The following is a 21,433-nucleotide window of genomic DNA, read 5'->3' as shown; positions in this document are numbered from 1 at the left end:
GCTTGCTCATTCTGTTTGGCTTTTGTCATGCCTGCTCCAGCAGCCTGACCAGACTAACAGAGATGCTGAGGTTTGGGTAGAACCAAGCAGGGGTTTTAGTCATTGAAATTTCCTTGGGCTAAAGATAGTGCAAGATGTAAAAGTTGTGTAAGCCGCCGGACATGGGGTTGGGTAACCATGGTTAGGTGATCGCCCGGTGTGTATTCCAATATCGGCGCGCCCTTGCTGTATTGTTGCCAACCCCAGCTGGCATCGTTTTTCAAATGCTCCGGCATCCCATCCAGGAAATCCGCCAGCGGCTCGCGGGCGCGAAATAAGGCGATTTTCACCGGTTGATCAGGGATAGGACGATAATCAATTCGCGCCTGGGTTTTGTAGACTTCGACAAAACCGCGGATTTCAGCGGCATCGGTACCGGGTTGGGTAATGCCTTGCGCCGCCAAGCATTGGGCTAACAGTTCGATTTGATCGCTCCAGGTCAGATCGACGATTTTTTCATAGTTTAATGACAAGGGTTTTTCGTAGAGATGGCCCAGTGTATTGGCAACCGCGACTAACCAGCGGCTATCGTCCCAGCCGCCGATGGCGGAGAGGTCTCTGGCAGCGGGTGAGCCGGTGTCCAGAATGGCCAATAATGCCACTTCGTGTCCGGCTTTTTGTAATTGCCGCGCCATTTCGAACGCCACCCAACTGCCGAAGGAATGCCCGCCCAAATAATAGGGCCCCTGGGCTTGAACTTTTTGTAGAGCGCGGACATTCAGCGCGGCGATGTCTTCTATCCGGGTCAACGGCGGAGTAAGGCCATCCAGTCCCTGCGCTTGCAGTGCGTAGAATGGGCGGTCGTATTCCGCAAAACAACGAGCCAACTCATTAAAATACAAGACATTGCCGCCGGTGCCGGGGACGCAGAAAAAAGCCGGGAGCGAGCCTTGAGATTGAATCGCGACCAGTGGCGAGAATGTCCGGCTTTCTTCCGGCTGGTCAAGTGTTTGTGCCAGTTGGCGAATACTCGGTTTATCCAAAAGCACAGTCAAAGGCAATTGCCGAGCGAATTTTTCTTTGATGCCGCTGAGCAAGCGGATAGCCAGCATCGAGTCGCCGCCCAATTCAAAGAAATCATCGTCTATACCGATTTCCGCAAATCCCAACAAATTTTGCCAAAGCGCCGTCAGCTGGTTTTCGCTGTGGCTGTTTGGCGCGGAATAGCTGCTGGATAGTTCGGGGCGAGTATAGAGTTTATTGGCCGGCGGTGTTGCCAAGCCGTTTTCCCGGCGTACCCATTGCTTAAATCGCTTTTCCAAGTCGCCGGTGGCGATGATGATCCTACCGGAAAAAACTTGGGAAATAAGCCGCCGAAAAGCTTCCACGGATTCCGTGGCTTGCATGGACAATGCTTCCGCTTGGGGCGTATCGGTAAATTGCCAGGCATCCCAGTCGGTCGAAAGCCAGGGAGTGGTGCTAACACGGTTTTGCCTGGCGGCGAAGGCGTCGAGGAACAGATTGGCGGCGCTGTAGGCGGTAAATCCCAGCCCGCCCAATACCGCCGAGGTTGAGGAAATCAGCAAACAAAAATCCAGCTGCCGTTCGCGCAATAGTTTTTCCAAAACATACAGGCCGTGAATTTTAGGGCCGAATTGGGCTTGCGATTCGCGTCGGCCTGTGTCGGTCAACGCACTCACGAAGGACGGATCGTTCAAGCGACCCGCAGCATGGATAAGGCCGTGCAACGCGCCGAATTGGCTATGGACTTGCGCAAGCGCCAGCTGCATGGCTTTTTCGTCGGCGACATCGGCTTGCAGCAGCACTACCTCCGCCCCTAAGTTTTCCAGGGTTTGAATGGCTTGAATTTTAAGGCTCAGTTCGTCGTCGGCAGGGTGATTTTGCAGCCACTCCGGCCACTGGGAACGTGTCGGAAAAAACGAACGGCCTAGCAATACCAGCCGGGCTTGCACGGTTTCAGCCAGAAACTTGGCGAGTAACAGGCCGATATTACCCAGGCCGCCTGTGATTAGATAGACCCCGTGCCGGCGCAGTTGCCGGACGCTATCGCCATCGGCGCCGAGCGCTACCCGCTCAAAGCCTGGCACCAGCCGCCGGCTACCCCGGTATGCGAGCAGCGGATCGTTGCCATCGTGCGCTATTTCCGCCAGCACTCGATTAAGCAGATCGGCTGTGCCGCTTTCGCTGCTTGAGGCGAGGCTGACATCCAGACAGCGGCAGCTTAGGCGGGGTATCTCCTGCGGCATGACCAAACACGGGCCGAGCAGCGTGGCTTTTTCCGGAACGATTTCACCCTGGCCGTTGACATCGTGTAGATGATTGGAGATCACGGTGATGTCGATTTTCTCGTTGTGTTGTTGTTTAGCCAGGGCGCGGCCCAGAAACAGCAGACTGTAATAGCCGTTGAGTTGAGACTGTTCAAAAATTTCCGGGCCGGTGACATCGGCGGCACTGAGACTCCAGAAATGCAGGATTTTGTGAAAAGTCTTTTCTTCAAGCGATTGAATCAAGCGGCCATAATCGTCTGCTGAAGCCGGGTTGATACGATAGTCGCCGCCATGTTGGCTATAGCTATCGCCCTGGCAAACCGTAATGACCGCTTGTCCGGCCTGTTGCAGTTTGGCGATGCAGAGCCGACTGAAACCGGACTCATCGCTAAACACTAGCCACAGCGATTGCTCGGCGAAATCTTCGTCGCACAGTGGTCGCGGCGTGAGCGTCGGCTTCCATCCCGGCAGATAAAACCATTCCTCCAGCGGAGGTTTTTTTAGCGGATTTTGCGCTGTGGAGGGTAAAACATCAGCGGCTGGCGGGTCTATCCAATAGCGCTGTCTTTCGAAAGGATAAACCGGCAAGGGAATGCGGGAACGTGGTTCGTGGGCGTAAAAAGCCGCCCAATCGACGTCGACGCCGACGCACCACAATCGGCCCAGGCTATCCAGCAACGGCGGTGTTTCAGTACTGCCCGGACCTGCTAGCGAGGTCAACACGCAGCGATGACGCCCGGCTAATGGATGACGTCGAACCAATCGGCTCAATATGGCGCCGGGTCCGACTTCTAACAGCAGCCGATCAGGATCGGTTAACAGGGTAGCGATGCCGGCTTCAAAATTGACCGTCAGGCGTAAGTGTTTTGCCCAGTATCCCGGATCGACCGCTTGTTGCGGGCTTATCCAAGTCCCCGTCAGGTTGGAAATAAACGGCAGACGCGGCGGATTTAAACTTACGCTACTCAAAATTTCGGCGAAAGCGGTTATCGCCGCTTCCATCATGCTTGAATGGAACGCGTGCGAGGTTTGCAATTGGCGACAAGCGATAGCCTGGTTCTCCAACCGAGATTTTAGCGCCGCAATGGCCGGGAACGGGCCTGACACCACGCAGGCTTCGGCGGCGTTAATCGCCGCCAACGATAGCTGGTCGCCCAGCAAGGCTTGGGTTTTGTCGACCGGCAGAGAAACGGCGAGCATGGCGCCTTGCGGTTGTTCCCAGATCAGCCGGCCCCGCCTGGCCACCAGCATCAGGGCGGTCTCCAGATCGAATACGCCGGCTAAACAAGCGGCTACATATTCCCCAAGACTGTGTCCGATCATGGCGCCGGGTGCGATGCCCCATGACATCAACAGTTGGGCCAGGGCATATTCGGTGACGAACAGAGCAGGTTGGGTCAACCAGGTTTGCTCCAATCGGGCAGGGGCTTGATCTGTTTCATTCGCCGAGGGGTAGAGGATTTGCCGCAGATCCAGGCCTAATTCCGGGAGCAGCCGTTCCGCACAATCATCGATGTGTTTGCGAAACACGGCTTCGTCACGGTAAAGATCGGCGCCCATGGCGACATACTGGCTGCCTTGGCCTGGAAACAGAAATGCGACGCCGGGCGCTTCGGTCCGGTTCTTGGCGATATGTCCCGAGCGGCAGCGTTCGGTGGTCTGGAGTGCGATTATTGCGTCTTGCCGGTCTCGGCAAACCACGGCAATGCGCTGGGAAAACTGCCGTCGCCCCAGTCCCAGGGTATAAGCCGCGTCGGCCAGGTTAATGTCGGGGTGCTCTTGCAAATAATGGAACAGCTCGAGCCGTTGGTTTTCCACGGCGCCGAGGCTGCGCGCCGATAGAATCAACAATTGCCAGGGCCGGGACGATGCGCTACTGGTTGCCGGCGGCGCTTCTTCCACGATCAAATGGGCATTGGTGCCGCCAATGCCGAACGAACTGACACCGGCGCGGCGCGGCGCGCCATTGGCGGGCCAATCGCGTAGCCGGTCGTTGACATAAAACGGACTGTGTTCGAAGTCGATTTCCGGATTGGGCCGTTCAAAATGTAGAGTCGGCGGAATTTGCCGGTGTTGCAGGGCCAGCACGGTTTTACAGAGACCGGCAACCCCCGCGGCGGCATCCAAATGGCCGATGTTGGTTTTTACCGCTCCCAACGCACAAAACTGTTTGTTGTCGGTTCCCGAACGAAATGCTTGGCTCAATGCGGCAATTTCGATTTGATCGCCCAAATGCGTCCCGGTGCCGTGGGTTTCGATGTAGGAAATGCTGTCGGGGGCAACGTTGGCTCGTGCCTGGGCATTGGCGATCACTTGCGCTTGGCCTTCGACGCCGGGGGCGGTGTAACCGATTTTGAGCGCGCCATCGTTGTTGATGGCCGAGGCCTTGATCACCGCGTGTATGGCGTCGCGGTCGGCCAAGGCCGACGCCAGCGGTTTCAACAGGACAATGCCCAAGCCGCTGCCCCAGGTGGTGCCGTCGGCGCTGGCGTCGAACGCGCGACAGTGACCATCGGCGGAGTTGATCATGCCTTGTTCATGCACATAGCCGGATTTTTGCGGAATTTTTAAACCGACCCCGCCGGCCAAGGCCATGTCGCATTCGCTATCCAGCAGGCTGCGGCAAGCCAGGTGGATGGCGACCAGCGAGGTGGAACAGGCGGTTTGTACGCTGACGCTGGGGCCTCTTAAATCCAGCGCGTAAGAGACGCGGGTGGATAAAAAGTCTTTGTCGCTGCCCAGAATGACCTGATAAATCGAGTGGGCGTCGCTGCTATACAAGTGCGGCAGCAAATTACGGATTAGATAGCCGTTATGACTACAACCGGCAAAAACGCCGATAGCGGTATCTGCGCTGTGAGTGCCGTAGCCGGCATGTTCCAGCGTATGCCAGGCATTTTCTAAAAACAGCCGCTGTTGCGGATCGATAATTTCCGCTTCGGCCGGCGTATAACCGAAAAAAGCCGCATCGAAACCGGCCACATCCGACAGTATGCCGTTGGCGCGCACGTAATGCGGCAAGTCGATTAATTCGGCCTCTATACCGGATTCCAGCAATTCTTCGCGACTGAAAAAACTGATCGACTCGCGGCCTTCCCGCAGATTGTTCCAGAATTGCTGCAGATCGTCGGCGCCCGGAAAACGGCCGGTCAAGCCGATGATGGCAATGTCGTCGTTGCCGTCAGGCCGGCGTGAAGGCGTTGCCCTGATGCGCAGTGGGCTTGGCGCTTCCTGATCGGCAAGCCGGGAGGCGAGGCTGCGGATCGTGGGATGCTGAAATAAAGTAATCAGCGCAAACGGTTCGCTGACCTGTTTGCGCAGGCTTTCATAGACGCGGGTGAGCAATAGCGAGTGCCCGCCCAAGTCGAAAAAGTTATCGTCGATGCCGACGTGTTCCAGGTTGAGGGTTTGCCGCCAAATTTCGGCAATGCTGTTTTCCAGCGCGTTGCGCGGTGCGGCAAAGCCGGCGGTTAATTCCGGGCGGACCGAGTCCGGGGCAGGCAGTGCTTTGCGGTTAATCTTGCCGTTGGGGGTTAGTGGCAGCTCGGCTATAAAGACAAAGGCAGCGGGCAGCATATAGTCAGGAAGGCTGTGCTTCAGGTGGCTGCGCAGTTCATTGATGCCGAGGGCGGTTTCGGGCGAGGCCAGCAGATAGGCGACCAGGCGTTTATCGCCGGGTACATCCTCTCGCGCCAGGACAGTGGCGTGTTTGACGCCCGGTAGTTGGCGCAAGGCCGCTTCGATGTCGCCCAGCTCAATGCGGTAGCCTCGAATTTTCACCTGGTGGTCTTGGCGGCCCAAAAACGCGAAGCCGCCGTCTGGCAAACGGCGGGCGAGGTCGCCGCTGCGATACAGACGCGCACCGGCTTTGCCGGTGAAGGCATCCGGCCGATAGCTGTCCGCGGTCAGGCTTGGACGGTTCAGATAGCCTCGAGCCAGGCCGTCGCCGCCAATGTGCAGTTCGCCGACAATACCTATCGGTAGCGGTTGATGAGTTTTGTCCAGAATATGGATTTGGGTGTTTTGTATCGGATGGCCTATCGGTTCTACAGCTTCTTGGTCGGGGCGGAGGGCTAGCACTTCGCGGACCGACGACCAAATAGTGGTTTCCGTGGGGCCGTAGAGATTCCACAGCCGCAAGCCGTTTTCGAGCAGTTGCCGGGCCAGGGCCACCGGCAGGGCTTCGCCGCCGCATAACACGTTAAACGGTTTTGGCGCTTTCCAGTCCGATTCCAGCAATAGCCGCCAGGTAGCCGGGGTGGCCTGCATGTGGCTGATGCCGTGGCATTGCAGCGTGGCTTGCAGTTGTCTGCCGTCCAGCGCGGTTTCGCGGTCGGCCAATAGCAGATGCGCGCCGCTAATCAGCGGTAAATAGATTTCCAGCGCGGCGATGTCGAAAGCAATGGTGGTGACCGCCAGTAGCGAGTCCTGTTCGCTTAATCCAGGTTCGCGCTGCATGGACATCAGAAAATTCAGCAGCGAGCCATGCTGGATTTGCACGCCTTTGGGCCTGCCGGTCGAACCGGAGGTAAAAATCACATAGGCGGTGTTAGACCCGGCGGGTAGTACGGGGCTATGCGGGTTTTGCCGCGCCAAGTCCGTCAGCATTTCCCGGTCCCTATCCAGGCAGATAACCCGCGCACCGCTTGCCGGCAGACTGGCTTCCAGCGCTTGTTGGGTAAGCAACAGCAAGGGGCGTGCATCGTCGAGTACCGCCGCCAGCCGTTCCGGCGGATAGCCGGGGTCCAGCGGAATATAGGCGCCACCGGCGCGCATAATGGCCAATAGACCGATGACCATGTCAAGGGAGCGTTCCAGGCAAAGCGCGACCAATGCTTCGGCGCCAACGCCCAACATCTGCAAGGCTGAGGCAAGCTTGCTCACGCGTTGAGCCAATTGCCGGTAGCTGAGGGATTGATAGCCGCAACTCAGCGCAATACGGTCCGGCGTCGCTTGTGCCTGGGTTTCGAACAGTTCAAGAAAACTTTGCACGGTTGGGTAACTTCGGGCAGTGGCGTTGGTGGCAAACAAAATATGCCGGCGTTCGTGCTCGTCGAGTAACGCTAATTCACTCAAGGCTTGTGTTGGCTTGGCGACCATGCTCTCCAGCAGCGTGCGGTAATGGCCGTTCATGCGGATGATGCTGGCTTCATCGAACAAATCGGCATTGTAATTCCACACCGTCAGCAGTTCGGTAGCCGTTGCTTCCACGGACAGACTCAGGTCGAATTTCGCCGCCACGGCTTCTTGCTCGACTGGATACAGGCTCAGACCGGGCATGGCGATGGCATCTTGCGAGGTGTTTTGCAGATCGAACGACACCTGAAACAGCGGCGCGTAGCTGAGGCTGCGCGGCGGTTTTAGCGCTTCGACCAGTTGCTCGAAGGGCAGGTTCTGGTGTTCGTAAGCCGCTAAACAGGTGCTTCTTACCCTTGCCAGCAGTTCTTGCACCGACGGATTAGCCGATAGATCCAGGCGTAGCGCCAGGGTGTTGATGAATAAGCCGATCAGCGCTTCAATATCGGCATGGTTGCGATTGGCGACCGGCGTACCGATGACGATGTCCTCCTGGCCGCTGTAGCGGGAAAGCAATAGCGCAAACCCCGACAGCAAGGTCATGAACAGCGTGGTGCCCGCCGTTTGGCTGAGTGCCTGCAAGCGCGTGCTTAAGTCGGCGTCCAGTCTGGCGTTTAGGCTGTGGCCGCGATAGCTTTGGATCGGCGGCCTGGGCCGGTCGGTTGGCAAAGCCAACAGTTCCGGGGCGCCGGATAGCTGCCGACGCCAATAGTCGAGCAGTCGATCAAGGATGACGCCTTGCAAGCGTTGGCGTTGCCAGTGGGCGTAATCGAGGTACTGGATCGACAGCTCCGGCAGCGGTGACGGGAAGCCTTTGCTGAAGGCTTCGTAGAGGGCGACTAATTCGCGCAGAAAAATACCTAGGGACCAGCCGTCGGAAACGATGTGGTGCATGGTCAGTAGAAACAGCTGCGAGCGATCGCTCCATTGCACCAGGGTGGCGTGTACCAGCGGATCGTTGGCGAGATCGAAACAGCGCCGGGCTTCCTGGTGAATCCAGCGTTGTTGTTCGGCCCCTGCTTCTTTTGCTTCGACAACAGTCAGCGGGCATGCCGCCGTTTCCCGAATGCGGATGACGGCTTGTTCGTCCGCCAGCGTGAAATTGCTGCGCAACACCTCATGTCGCCGCATGATTTCGTTCAAGGCTTTTTCCAGCGCAAGCACATCCAGCGATCCTTCCAGTCGCATGGCCAGCGGCATGTTATAGGTCGGTGAAGGGCCTTCCAGTTGTTCCAGAAACCATAGACGTTGTTGACCGAAGGACAGCGGTAAAGGTTGATGACGCGGGATAGCGGCAATGCGGCTTTGATGAGACGCTGCGGTTGAGGATTCCGCTTGTTGCAGATAGCGCAGGATGTCGGCCTTGCGAGCGGATAATTCCGCGGCCAGCTCTGCGCTCATAACCCCTTTGGGCGCCCGGCAACCTAATTGATCGCCATCCAGCCAGAGTTTGACATTTAACTCGCGCAGCCTGGACATCAATGCATCGGTGGATTTCACCATCTAAATTCCTCTTCGTCGTCCTCTAGCTCGGCTTCGGGCGTAGCGCCTTGCCGCGCTGCCCATAAGGTGGTATCGATATATTCGGCCAGTTGTTCGATAGTCGGCTTTTGAAACAGCACCGGCAGTGGCATGGCGAGTTGGAAGGCCTGGGCTATGCGGGTAACCAGCTTCGCCGCCAACAACGAATGCCCGCCCAGTTCGAAGAAGTCGTCGTCGACGCCGGCTTGTTTCACGGCTAAGACTTCGCTCATCAGTTCGGCCAACTTTGCTTCGGTCTTGGTGCGCGGCGCGGTGTAAGCCGCTCGGCGTTGGCGATTGGGAACCGGCAGGGCGGCGCGATCCAGTTTGCCGTTCGGCGTCTGCGGCAAGCTGTCGAGGAATAGCCAGTCTGTCGGCAGCATATAGGCCGGTAAATGCTGTTTAAGTCCATCGCGGAGGTTTTCCGCATCCAACTTCGTGCCGGGTTTCGCCAACAGGTAAGCGATTAGCCGTTTGTCGTCAACGCCCGCCTCCCAGACGCTGACCACCGCTTGTTTTACCCCGGCATGTTGGTTGAGCAGCGCTTCGATTTCACCCAACTCGATGCGGAAGCCGCGTATTTTTATTTGCTGGTCGATACGGCCCAAACAGCTCAAATTGCCATCCTCGCGGTAACGGACCTGGTCGCCGGTACGATACAAACGACTGCCCGGCTCGGTGCCGAAAGGGTCTGGCACGAAGCGTTCAGCGGTCAGGCCCGGACGGCCTAAATAGCCTTGCGCCAGCCCCGCGCCGCCGATCAGCAATTCTCCCGGTACGCCCATGGGGGCTGGTTGGCAAAAGCGGTCCACCACGTACAGGCGGGTGTTGTCGATCGGCCTGCCGATGGCTTGGGTCGCTTCGCCGTGGTTCTGTGCCGAGACCGGATGGGTCGACGACCACACCGTGGTTTCGGTAGGGCCGTACAGGTTCCAGGTTTCGATACCGGTTTGCAGCATGCGGAGGGCTAAATCCTGGGGCAAACCTTCGCCGCCGCAGAATGCTGTTTGTAAAGGCGCGCCTTGCCAACCGGCTTCCAGCAATAAACGCCAAGTGATGGGGGTGGCTTGCATCAGCGTGGCGTTAACTCGCTGCATTTCGGCCAATAAACCTGCGCCATCCACGGCGACTGCGCGGCTGACCAAGGCCAGCTTGGCGCCGACGATTAGGGGTAAATACAATTCCAGCCCGGCAATATCGAAGGATAAGGTGGTCACGCCCAGCAGCACGTCGCTTTGGGTCAAACCCGGCTTTTCCGCCATCGCCATCAGAAAATTCACCAAGGCGCCCTGGCTAATCTGCACGCCCTTGGGTCTGCCGGTGGAGCCGGAGGTATAGATGACATAGGCCAAGTCTCGTGGCGCGGAGCGGCGGACGGGATTGGCGTCGCTGAAAGCCGCCAAACTTGCGTCGTTTTCGTCCAGGCACAGCAACCGAGCATGGGTCGCCGGCAAAGTTGCGGACAAATGTTGTTGGCCGAGGATGACCGTCGCCTGGCTGTCTTCCAGCATAAAGGCCAGTCGTTGCGTGGGATAAGCGGGATCCAAAGGTAGATACGCGCCGCCGGCTTTTTGGATGCCCAGCAGCCCGATCAGCATTTCCAGAGAGCGTTCCATGCATAGCGCGACCAGTACGCCCGGCCCGACACCTAGCGCCCGCAGCCGATGGGCGACTTGGTTGGCGCGACGGTTTAGCCGGTCGTAGCTAAGCTGTTGATCGGCAAAAATCGCCGCTATCCTGAACGGTGTGCGCCTGACTTGTGCCTCGAATAGGTCGGCTAGGCTATGGTCGTATTCGGGATGTTTTATCGAGGACTGGTTCCAGCTTAGCAACAGCTGCTTCCGCTCTTCGGCAGCGATCAGGCAGCCAGACCATTGGCCAACGGTTTGCAACTGCGCCGCAACCAGGCCTCTCAACAGATTGCCGAGGTGATTCAGCAGGCGCCTGATGCTGTGTTCCTCGAAACGGCTGCTGTCGTAGGCTATTTTTAGCGGGATAGCTGCGGCATTGGCCGCCGTTAAAGTTAGCGGGAAGTTGGTTTGTTCATGGATTTCCAGGTCGGTAATCGCCAGTAATTCGGCCTGCTGTTCCAAAGAGCTGTCCATCGGATAGTTTTCAAACACCACGATGCTTTCAAATAAAGGCTGACGGGGGGCAATTTCACTGCAGGCTTGGATGGTTACCAATGGCGTATAAGCGTAGGCGTCGCGAGTCAGTTGCGTATCGCGCAGCTGTGTGAAAAAGTCGAGCAACAATTGCGCGCTGTCCAGTTGGATACGCACGGGGAGGGTGTTGATGAACAAGCCGATCATGGTGTCGACTTCGGCTATTTCCGGCGGCCGGCCCGAGACGGTGGCGCCGAACAGCACATCGTTCATGCCGCTGTAAGCACTCAATAACACCCCCCAAACACCCTGGATCAGTACGCTCAAGGTGAGTCCGCGGCTTTGCGCGAACTGTTGCAGGGCTTGGCTGGTGTCGGCATCCAGCGTCACCGCGGACTCCCGGTACTCGGCGCTTGCCGGTATGCCGACCGGGTTAGGCGGGCGATCCACGCCAAAGCCGGTCGGCGCGCTGAAACCGCGCAAAGTTTCACGCCAGAAGCTTTGCGCTTGGCTCAAATCCTGTTGCTGCAACCAGGCGATGTAATGCCGGTAGGGGCGGGGAGCGGTCAGATCAATGTCGCGGTCACTAACGAAAGCGCGGTAAAAATTCAGCACTTCCCGCATCAGGATCGGCAGGCACCAGCCGTCGGTGAGCAGGTGATGGTGACTCCAGAGGAATTGCCAGGTATTTTCATCCAGCCGCGCCAAGCAGCACCGCATCAGCGGTGCTCGATCCATGGAAAAACCTTGAGCGCGGTCCGCCTTAAGCCATTGTGCCCAGTTGGTTTGTTGTTGTGCTGCCGACTGGTCGCGCCAATCCAGTTCTTGCCAGGGCAAGTCGACTCGGTTGATAACGACTTGCAACGGATCCTCGCCGCCTTCGGCCACTATCGCCGTGCGTAAACTCGGATGCCGATCCAGTACCCGCTGCCAAGCCCGCTGAAACGCGAGCGGCTGAAACTCGCCTGTCATCTTGCCGGTCAGCTGGATGATGTAGGCCCCGGAATCGCCGGCGTACAGGCTGTGGAACCACATGCCCCGTTGCATCGGTGAAAGCGGATAGGCATCCTCGACCTGGCTGCCCCACAGCTGGAACAGGCGGTTTAACAAGGGCTCATTCGCGGCGGCTAGCGGGAAATCGGATGCGGTATAGCCGCCGGCTTCCTCGCTGCGGCAGTGATGGATAATGGCTTCCAGTTCGGCAAAGTAGCTGTTGGCCAAGCGTTCGATGGTTGGCCGCTTGTGCAAACGCTTGCTATAAGTCCAGGTCAGTTGCAAGCGGCTTTCTTTAAGAATAGCGTTGATTTCCAGTACAAATCGCCTCGGGCCGATTTGGCTTTGCTCGGAGCCCGTGGGTTCCGAGGCCTCGCCCAACAAGATCGTGCTGCCGGCATTTTGTTCGAAGCTGCCTAAATAGTTAAAACTGATTTCCGCCTGACTATTGGTAGCCAACAGGGCGCGAATGTCCGGGTCTTGATGGAGATAACGCAGAACGCCATAGCCGATGCCATGCTTGGGGATGCGGCGCAAGGTTTCTTTGATCTGTTTAAGCGAGCTGCCTATCGCTTGGTTGGCTTCTCCCTGTAATAGCAGCGGGAAGCCGCTGGTAAACCAGCCCACGGTGCGCGACAAGTCCACATCGTCGAACAATTCCTCGCGGCCATGGCCTTCCATCACGATACGCAGCCGGCTGTCGCCGGTCCAGGCGTTGACGGTGCGCAGCAGTGCAGTGAGCAGTACATCGTTGATTTGGCTGCGGTAGGCTTGCGGCGTTTCCAGCAACAGCGCCCGGGTTAAATCGGCCGATAAAGTCAGAGTGACATGCTCGGCGCTAGCCAGGGTATTGGCATCCGGCAGGGCGTGGCTGTCCAGCGGCAGCTGTTGGGTAGGGGTTGTGGCTTGTTCGCGCCAATAAGCCAGTTCCGTAAGGGCCTGCTCGGAATTGGCATTGGCCTTGAGTCGTTGGCTCCAATAAGGAAAAGCGCTGGTTTTGGCGGCCAGCTCAATCGGTTCGGCACGGCTTAATTGATTCAAGGCGGTATCGAGATCGCCGAGTAAAATGCGCCAGGAAACGCCGTCCACCACCAGATGATGGATGATCAATAATAATCGGTCGGTTTGGTTGTCGCCCATCCGGTAAAAAATCGCCCGCAATAAGGGGCCTTCGGATAAATTGAGACGGGTCTGTTGTTGCAACGCATCCGCCGAAAGTGCGGCTTGGCGCCGCTCGGGCGGTAGGCCGGAATAATCATGAACACTAAAGGGCAATTGGCCGCAACCGACAATTTCGGCACGGACAGGCCCATCTTGCCAATGGAAGCGGGCGCGTAGCATGTCGTGGTGGTTTATCAGGGCCTGTACGGCGCGTTCCAGGTGAGTCGGGTCAAGTCCCGCGACCAGCTTCAGCAACACGGATTGATTGAAATACTGCGGTTCCGGCGAGTTTCCCTCAAAGAACCAGATCTGAATCGGTGTTAGCTCTACGGGTCCGGTCAGCGTTCGCTGCTCGGCGTGTATCGCTTGCCGTTCCGGGGCCACCCGCGCCAGTTCTGCAATGGTTTGATGCTGGAACAATTGTTTGACGGTCAGGCCGAGACCGGCCCGGTTCGCACGGCTGACGATCTGTATGCTCAAGATCGAATCGCCGCCCAAACTAAAAAAATTGTCCTGAACGCCGATCTGTGCCAGGCCTAAAACGTCTTGCCAGAGATTGGCAAGTAGCGTTTCGGTAGCCGTGCGAGGGGCCAGATAATTCGATTCGCTGCTACCTCGTTCCGGTGCGGGTAGGGCCCGCTGGTCGAGCTTGCCGTTTGCGGTGAGCGGCAGGCTGTCGAGAAACACAAACGCCGCAGGGATCATGTAATCGGACAAACGGGTGCGCAAATAGGCTCGGATGCGTTCGCTGTCGCTAACGCCGCCGGCTTCGACAATCAGATAGGCCACCAGACGCTTGCTGCCGAGCTGATCGTTGACTACGACTGCGGCTTCAGCAATGTAGTCATACTCTTTAAGCGCCGCCTCGATTTCGCCGAGCTCTATTCTGAAACCGCGGATTTTTACTTGCTGGTCCACGCGGCCCTGGAATTCGATGTTGCCATCGCCGCGATAACGGCCAATATCGCCGCTACGGTACAAACGCGCGCCCGGCAGGGCTGCGAAGGGGTCGGGAATGAATTTTTCGGCGCTTAGGGCCGGATGGCTCTGATAGCCGCGACTGACTTGCTCGCCGCCAATATACAATTCGCCGGCTACGCCAACCGGCAGCGGATGCAGCCATTCGTCCAGCAGATAAAGACGGCTGTGCACGTTGGGTTTGCCGATCGGAATCGTTCGGCAGGGCGCGTCCTCATCGACCTGAAAGGCGCTGCACCAAATGCTGGCTTCGGTCGGGCCGTATTCGTTGTACAAAGCGGCATGCGGCACGAGCTGTCGGTGAAGCGTAGCCAGTTCGACAGGCATTTGTTCGCCGCCGACGATCACCAGATTCAGGTTTGCCAATTGCGCCGTTGTCGCCAAGTCCAGTAACGGCGAGTAAAGCAGGGGCAGCAGGATCAGGTGGGAAACTTGGGTTTGGGCGATCCGATCCAGCAATTGCCTGGGGTCTTGCGCTAAGTTGCGCGGTTCCAGGAACAGGCTGCCGCCTTGACACAGGCTCCAAAAGATGGCGCCGCTGGCAATATCGAAAGCAATAGGCTGCAGTAGCAGCAGGCCGGTTAAGGGAGCGGCGTATTGATTCAGTCTAGCTTGGATGGAATGCGCCAGATTGCCATGGCTTACCTGTACGCCCTTGGGTTGGCCGCTGGAGCCGGAGGTGTAGATGATGTAGGCCAAGTTGTCGGCGTGGCCCGTGAAATCGGGGTTGGTGTCCGGGGCGTTATTGCCAAGCAGCTCGTCGATGTTCAACACCTGCGTTCCACAAGCCGATAGCGATTCGGCCAGTGCGCTGTTGGTCAAAATCAGGGATGACTGGCTTTCCGCCAGCATAAACGCCAGACGTTCCGGCGGGGTCTCCGGCAACAGCGGCAGATAAGCGCCGCCGGCTTTGAGGATGGCTAGCAGGCCGATGATCATTTCAAACGACGGTTCCAGGCATAGCCCGACCGCTACCTCCGGGCCTATGCCCAACGTGCGCAATTGGTGGGCTACGCGGTTGGCTTGTTTGTTTAATGCCGCATAGCTTAGGTTTGCCCCGGCATGAACCAGGGCGATTTTGTCGGGGGTTTGCGCGGCCCGTGCCTCGAAGAACCGTGGCATGACCTGCGGCGGTGTCAGCGAAGGCGAGCTATTCCAGTCGAATACGATCTGCCGCTGCTCCGCTTCATCCAGCAAGGGCAGAGTCATTACCGGAGTATGCGGCGTCGCGGCCATGCTTGCCAGCAGTCGGCGGTAGTGCGCGATGAAGCGCAGCATGGTGGTTTCGTTGAATAGATCGGTGTTGTATTCGATCACGCCGCGCAATTCCCCCGACGTTTCTTCAATCGACAGCGTCAGGTCGAATTTGGCTGCCGGTGCGGCGGATTCGAGCATTTCCAAACTCAGGTCTGCCACGGCCACGGTCGGCGCGGGGGCATTTTGCAGCACGAACATCACTTGAAACAACGGGGCGTGGCTTAGATTGCGTTGCGGTTGGAGTTCTTCGACGATGTATTCAAAGGGTAGATCCTGGTGGGCGTAGGCGGCCAGCGCTGTTTGCCTGATCCGGCTCAATAGTTGCCGACTGCTGGGATTGCCGCTTAAATCCAGTCGTAGCGGCAGGGTGTTGACGAAGAAGCCGATTAACTGTTCCAGCTCGCCGCGGTTGCGATTGGCGATCGGCGAGCCGATCACCAGATCGGTGGTTCGGGCGTAGCGGGCCAGTAACACGGCATAAGCAGCCAACAGCGTCATGAATAAGGTGGCTTCGGCGGATCGTCCCAATTGCTTGAGTTGCTCGGTAAGTCCGGCTGCAATGCTAAACGATAGACTGCTGCCCCGATAGCGTTGTACTGGCGGGCGAGGTCGGTCGGTCGGCAAATCCAATAGGTCAGCGGCTCCGGCCAACTGCTTGGCCCAATAGCTTGATTGTTTTTCCAGTACCGGCCCCGACAGCCATTGGCGTTGCCATAGAGCATAATCGGCGTATTGGATGGGCAGTTCGGGCAGTGGCGATGCTTGGCCCAAATCGAAAGCCAGGTACAAATCCGCCATTTCTTGCAACAGCAGGCCGATGGACCATTCGTCGGAAACGATGTGGTGCAGGGTCATCAGCAGTAGGTGGCAGGTTTCATCCAGGCGCAATAAGGTGACGCGCAGCAACGGTTCCTCGGCCAGAATGAAGGGGCGCTGGTTTTCACTGGACAGCCAATGTAGGATTTCTTGTTCGCGAGCCTGTCCGGTCAATGCCTGCAGCGATACTTGCTGAATCCGGAAAGGTTCCGGCGGCAGGATGGTCTGAATAGGGTTGCCGTCGCGTTCGCTAAAGCGGGTGCGCAAAACCTCGTGGCGGCGGACGATCTCGCTGAAAACGCCTTCCAGCACGGTCACGTTCAGTTTGCCGGTCAGTCGTGCCGCCCCGGAAATATGATAAGTCACGCTGGCGCCTTCCAGCTGGTCGAGAAACCATAAGCGTTGCTGGGCAAAAGACAGGGGCGCGGCGGAACGTTCCGATGGCGATAGTGCTCGAACCGGCACTAGTATCGGCTCCCCGTTTGCGCCGTCACTCAAGCGTTCGCTTAACAGCGCGATGGTCGGTGCATCGAACAGGGCTTGAATCGGCAATTCGACGTTGAAAGCGTCGCGGACTTTAGAGATCACTTGAACGGCCAACAACGAGTGTCCGCCCAAGGTGAAAAAGTTGTCATTGACGCCGATGCGCTCTACGGCCAGGACTTCGGTCCAGATAGCGGCCAAGCCTTGCTCATCTTCATTGCGCGGCGGCTGATATTCTTCCTTGAGTCCGGCCAGATCGGGGGCGGGTAGCGCTCGGCGGTCGATTTTACCGTTTGCGGTTAAGGGCAGCTTATCCAAGAAAACGATGGCGGAGGGCAGCATATAAGCGGGTAACTGCTGCTCCAAATGCTGGCGCAGTGCCGTCGTCAATCGTCGCGCTTGAGCGTTGCGGCCGGGATTGTTGATGTAGCGTGCCAGACTATCAGCCGGGACCTCGCCGGCAATGCGGATGCCACGGCCGGCGTTGCGGCTGTTAAGGTGATAAAAAACCGCGTCGAAACGTCGTTGCGGTTCATCCGCCGCCCAGCCGAGCGCGACCGTGTAGGCTAGCGATTCGCCGAGCTCGCAGAGCGCTTCTGGATCGACACCCGGTGGTGTCTCATGCCGCAATTGCGTACGCAGGTCGCCGACGCTGCCGACGCCGTCGCGTAGCCATTCCAGTATCCGCGCATCCTCCGTAAGTCGTCGGTTTAGCAGGTTTTTGACCAGTAGGGTTTCAGGCTGTGCGGATAGAAGTTCTTGCAAATCCGCCAGGCTTAGCGGCTGTTTTTCAGCGTCCAGGATTGGGCTGGCAGGCTTAGTCAAGGGCGCTTCGCCGCCGATACGCAGTACCGCATCGTAGCGGAATTTAATCATTTCATTGGCCGCCGTCCCGTGTTTCAGGAAAAACTCAACGGCGCTGATGCGCGGTAATCGCGCTTGCAACGCGGCGAAAAAGCGCGGGTCCAACAGCAGCTCTTCTTCGCGTTCGGTTTGAGCCGCCACGCGGAGGCTCAATTCTTCGCGACCGCAGTCGGCGGCGGCTTGATGGAATTGTACCGAAGCGTGCTGAAGCTCCAGTAAGGGCAGGGTCCGTAAATCGCCAAGAAACAGACAGCCGCCGTCTTTGATGGCGTTGATCGCCCCTTCCAGAACGGTCAGCAGATAATCCAGGCCGGGAAAGTATTGGATGACCGAATTGATGATGATGGTGTCGCAGCTTTGCGCTTCATCCGGGGAAAATTGGTTGGCTTCCCGCCTTTGCAGTTGTACACCGCTTAAGCCCCAGGTTTCGATTTTTCGCCGCAGACCTTCCAGCACGGCTGCTGAAAAATCCACGCCAACATAAGTTTGCACACGGGGTGCAAGGCGCGACAGCAATAAGCCGGTGCCGCAGCCTATTTCCATGACTCGCGAAGGTTGCAGAGCCAGAATGCGCGCGACCGTGTCATCCACCCAGGCCTGCATTTCCAATTTTGGGATCGGTTTGCCGGTGTAACTGCTCAGCCAGCCGCTGGTATCGAAATTGTCCTCGCTAGGCGGTCGGGTGGTGCGATAGGTTTGCTCCCAAACCGTCTGCCATTTTTCAATCATGACTTCGCTGGCGGCGGTGTCGGCCTCTGCCGCACGCCAGTCGAAATCGGCCTCGACGTAAGTCAGTAATTGCTGCTGATCGGCGCGATCTTCCCGGCATATTGCCACTGCGTTAAGCACGGCCGGATGGCGGCTGAGTACGGCTTCGATTTCACCCAACTCAATTCGAAAACCGCGAATCTTGATTTGGTGATCCACTCTGCCCAAAAAGGCGATTTGGCCGCTGTTGAGAAAACGCACCAAGTCACCGGTTTTGTAAACCCGTGCACCGGGTATGGCGGCGAAAGGATCGGGTAGGAAGCGTTCGGCGGTCATCGCGGCTTGCCCCAGATAACCACGGCTTAGGCCGTCTCCGCCGATGTACAGTTCGCCGGGAATGCCAATCGGCAGTGGCTGAAAAAAGCGATCGACGATATAGGTTTGGGTGTTGGCAATCGGGTGGCCGATAGCGGCGTTGCCGCCGAATTCTCCGCCGTTATGCCGAGGTATTACCCGACTGGCCGTCGACCAGACCGTAGTTTCGGTCGGTCCGTATAAATTCCAGACTTGCGCGCGGGTTTGTAAAAGCTGCTGGGCCAGTTCCCCGGTCAGGGCTTCGCCGCCGCAGAATATCCGGCGTAGCGGCAGCGATGTCGGCTCTTCGGCGGCAAACAACAACCGCCAGGTCGCCGGAGTGGCTTGCATGACCGTCGCTTGCGTGCGGTTTATGGTTTCCCGCAACGCAAATCCATCCGCTGCTGTTTCCCGAGATGCCAGGGCGATGCGCCCTCCGGTGATCAACGGTAAATACAATTCCAGGCTGGCAATGTCGAAACAGATAGTGGTGACTGCCAGTAGGGTGTCATCAGGTCCCAGACCCGGCTCGTTACGCATGCTAAACAAGAAATTGAGCAAAGCCCGGTGGGAAATTTGCACGCCTTTAGGCCGACCGGTGGAGCCGGAGGTATAGATTACATAGGCCAATCGGTCGGTGCGGATTGGGCTGGCGGTCGTGGTGGGGCGGGTTGCGGCAATGCTTGGCCAATCTCTGTCCAAAAAAACGATGCGGGCCGCGCCGGCAGGCAGGGCGGATGCGGCGGCTTGCTGTGTCAATAACAGGCTAAGGCCGGAGCTGGCGATCATCGCGTTCAGGCGCTCCTTGGGATAGGCCGGGTCTAGCGGTACATAAGCCGCCCCAGTCTTCATAATGCCCAGCAAGCCCACCAGCAGTTCGGCGGAGCGTTCAACGCAGAGACCGACCAGGGTTTCCGTTGTTGCGCCCAGTGTACTCAGATAACCGGCCAGCAGATTGGCTCGCGCATTCAAAAGGCCGTAACTCAGTTGTTCGTTTTCCCATATCACGGCGATGCGGTCGGGATGTTGCAGGGCTTGTTGCTCGAACAAGCCGTAGACCGTTTGTTCGAGCGGATAGTCGTATTGGGTGGCGTTCCAGTCGCGCACTAGCTGTTGGTATCCGCATTGATCCAGCAGGGGAAGACCTGCCACCGGAGAATCGGGATGCATGGCAATGCCGGTTAGCAGTGTGTGGTAGTGGGCGACAAAGCGCTCGATGGTCGCCGCATCGAACAAGTCGGTGTTGTACTCGAATTCTCCCAAAAGCGCCCCATTCTGCTCTTCCAGTTTGAGCGTCATGTCGAACATCGACGAGGCAGCGGTTTGAGGTATAGTGGATATTCGCAAGTCGCCGATGTGCAGATCGCCGGTTTGTTCATTCTGGTTTTGCAGAATAAACATGACCTGAAACAAGGGAGAAAAACTTAAATTGCGCTCGGGTCTAATTGCTTCAACCAAACGCTCGAACGGCACATCCTGATGGCGGTAAGCTTGGAGACAGGTGTGACGCACTTGTGCCAGTAACTCATGTCCGGTCAGGGAGTCGGTGAACTCAGTGCGTAGCACCAGCGTGTTGACGAAAAAGCCCATCAGCGGTTCAAGCTCTTTACGCTGACGGTTGGCGATGGGCGAACCGACCACGATGGTTTCCTGGCGGCTATAGCGTGCGAGCAGCGCCGCGAATCCGGCTTGCAGGGTCATGAATAATGTGGCGCCGGAGGTTTGGCCCAGGGTTTTCATGCGCGTTAGTAGTGCCGCCTCAAGGGTAAAATAGTGGGTTGTGCCGGTAAAAGTTTGTATCGGCGGGCGAGGTCTATCCGTAGGTAGTTCCAGCAGAGTCGGAATGCCGGATAATTGTTTTTGCCAGTAGGCGATTTGGTTATCCAATCGCTGACCGCTAAGCCATTGGCGTTGCCAACAGGCGAAGTCGGCGTATTGAATCGGCAGTGCCGGCAGCGGCGAGGGCTTACCTTGTGAGAAGGCGGAATACAGGGTCAAGACTTCACGCAGCAGCACGTTACCGTTTGACCAGCCGTCGGAGACGATGTGGTGGATGTTGAATAGCAGGACGTGTCTATCTGTCGCCAGACGGATCATACTCAGCCTGAGTAGTCGATCTTGGGCAAGGTTGAAAGGGTGCCTTGCTTGCTGCTCCGCCAACCGGGTAAATTCGCTTTCCTGTTGCGCTTCAGGCAGATTTTGCAAGTCAACGACAGGAATCCGGCAATCGATCTCGGCGTGAATCAGTTGCACAGGAAGGCCGTTTTGTTGGATGAAATTAGTCCGCAACACTTCATGGCGACGGACGATTTCCTGAAAAACGGCTTCAAACGACGGCAAGTTGAGGGGGCCATTCAAACGGATGGCATTCGGCATATTGTAAGTGGCGCCCGGACCTTCCAGTTGGTCCAGGAACCATAAGCGCTGTTGGGCAAAAGACAGCGGAGGCCATGTGCCGCCAGAGGCGCGGCGCGGGATAACGCCTTCTGTAAACTCGTCGCCGCCGGCTGCTTGTCGGGCTTTTTGCAAAAGTGCCTGTTTGGCGGGCGACAGGGACGCAAAGCGGGCAACAACATCCTTCATGTGCATTTTCCAGAAAACTCAGAATCCCATAAAATCTGTAACAGATCGGCTCGGTTTCAAAGGGTGACTTTAGGGGAGGATCGCGCGCGAACCAATTAGCTGAAGTATAGTGCTCATCGCCTAATACCGGTTTATCTAACTAACGATCATGAAAACACCGTGTCACCCCGGCAAATGAAAGCCGTGTCGCCATGACTTTCACAGTAATAATTCAGGACATTTGCACTTGAATATAGCCGATACGGCTGAGCAAACAATATTTTCCCC

2 protein-coding genes are annotated in these 21,433 nt (G+C 57.5%); both read right to left on the bottom strand.

The features are described 5' to 3' along the window. Positions 1-95: 95 nt before the first annotated feature. Positions 96-8,846 (bottom strand): non-ribosomal peptide synthetase/type I polyketide synthase, encoded by an 8,751-nt coding sequence (locus EBA_RS19615; RefSeq protein ID WP_192376278.1) that lies wholly within the window; start codon positions 8,844-8,846, stop codon positions 96-98. Continuing rightward, a complete protein-coding gene (locus EBA_RS19610) occupies positions 8,840-21,166 on the bottom strand; it encodes a non-ribosomal peptide synthetase (RefSeq protein ID WP_192376277.1) in 12,327 nt (4,108 codons plus the stop codon). Before EBA_RS19610 ends, EBA_RS19615 begins: the two co-directional genes overlap by 7 nt. Positions 21,167-21,433: the final 267 nt, after the last annotated feature.

It is taken from the genome of Methylomonas albis (genome assembly GCF_014850955.1).
Lineage (GTDB): Bacteria > Pseudomonadota > Gammaproteobacteria > Methylococcales > Methylomonadaceae > Methylomonas > Methylomonas albis.
The sequence above is the reverse complement of the archived record's forward strand: the minus strand, read 5'-3'. Positions and strand labels throughout refer to the sequence as shown.

Bases quoted from the DNA above. Each gene is read 5' to 3' on its own strand.
- EBA_RS19615 (WP_192376278.1), bottom strand. From the start codon at position 8,846: ATGGTGAAATCCACCGATGCATTGATGTCCAGGCTGCGCGAGTTAAAT.
- EBA_RS19610 (WP_192376277.1), bottom strand. From the start codon at position 21,166: ATGAAGGATGTTGTTGCCCGCTTTGCGTCCCTGTCGCCCGCCAAACAG.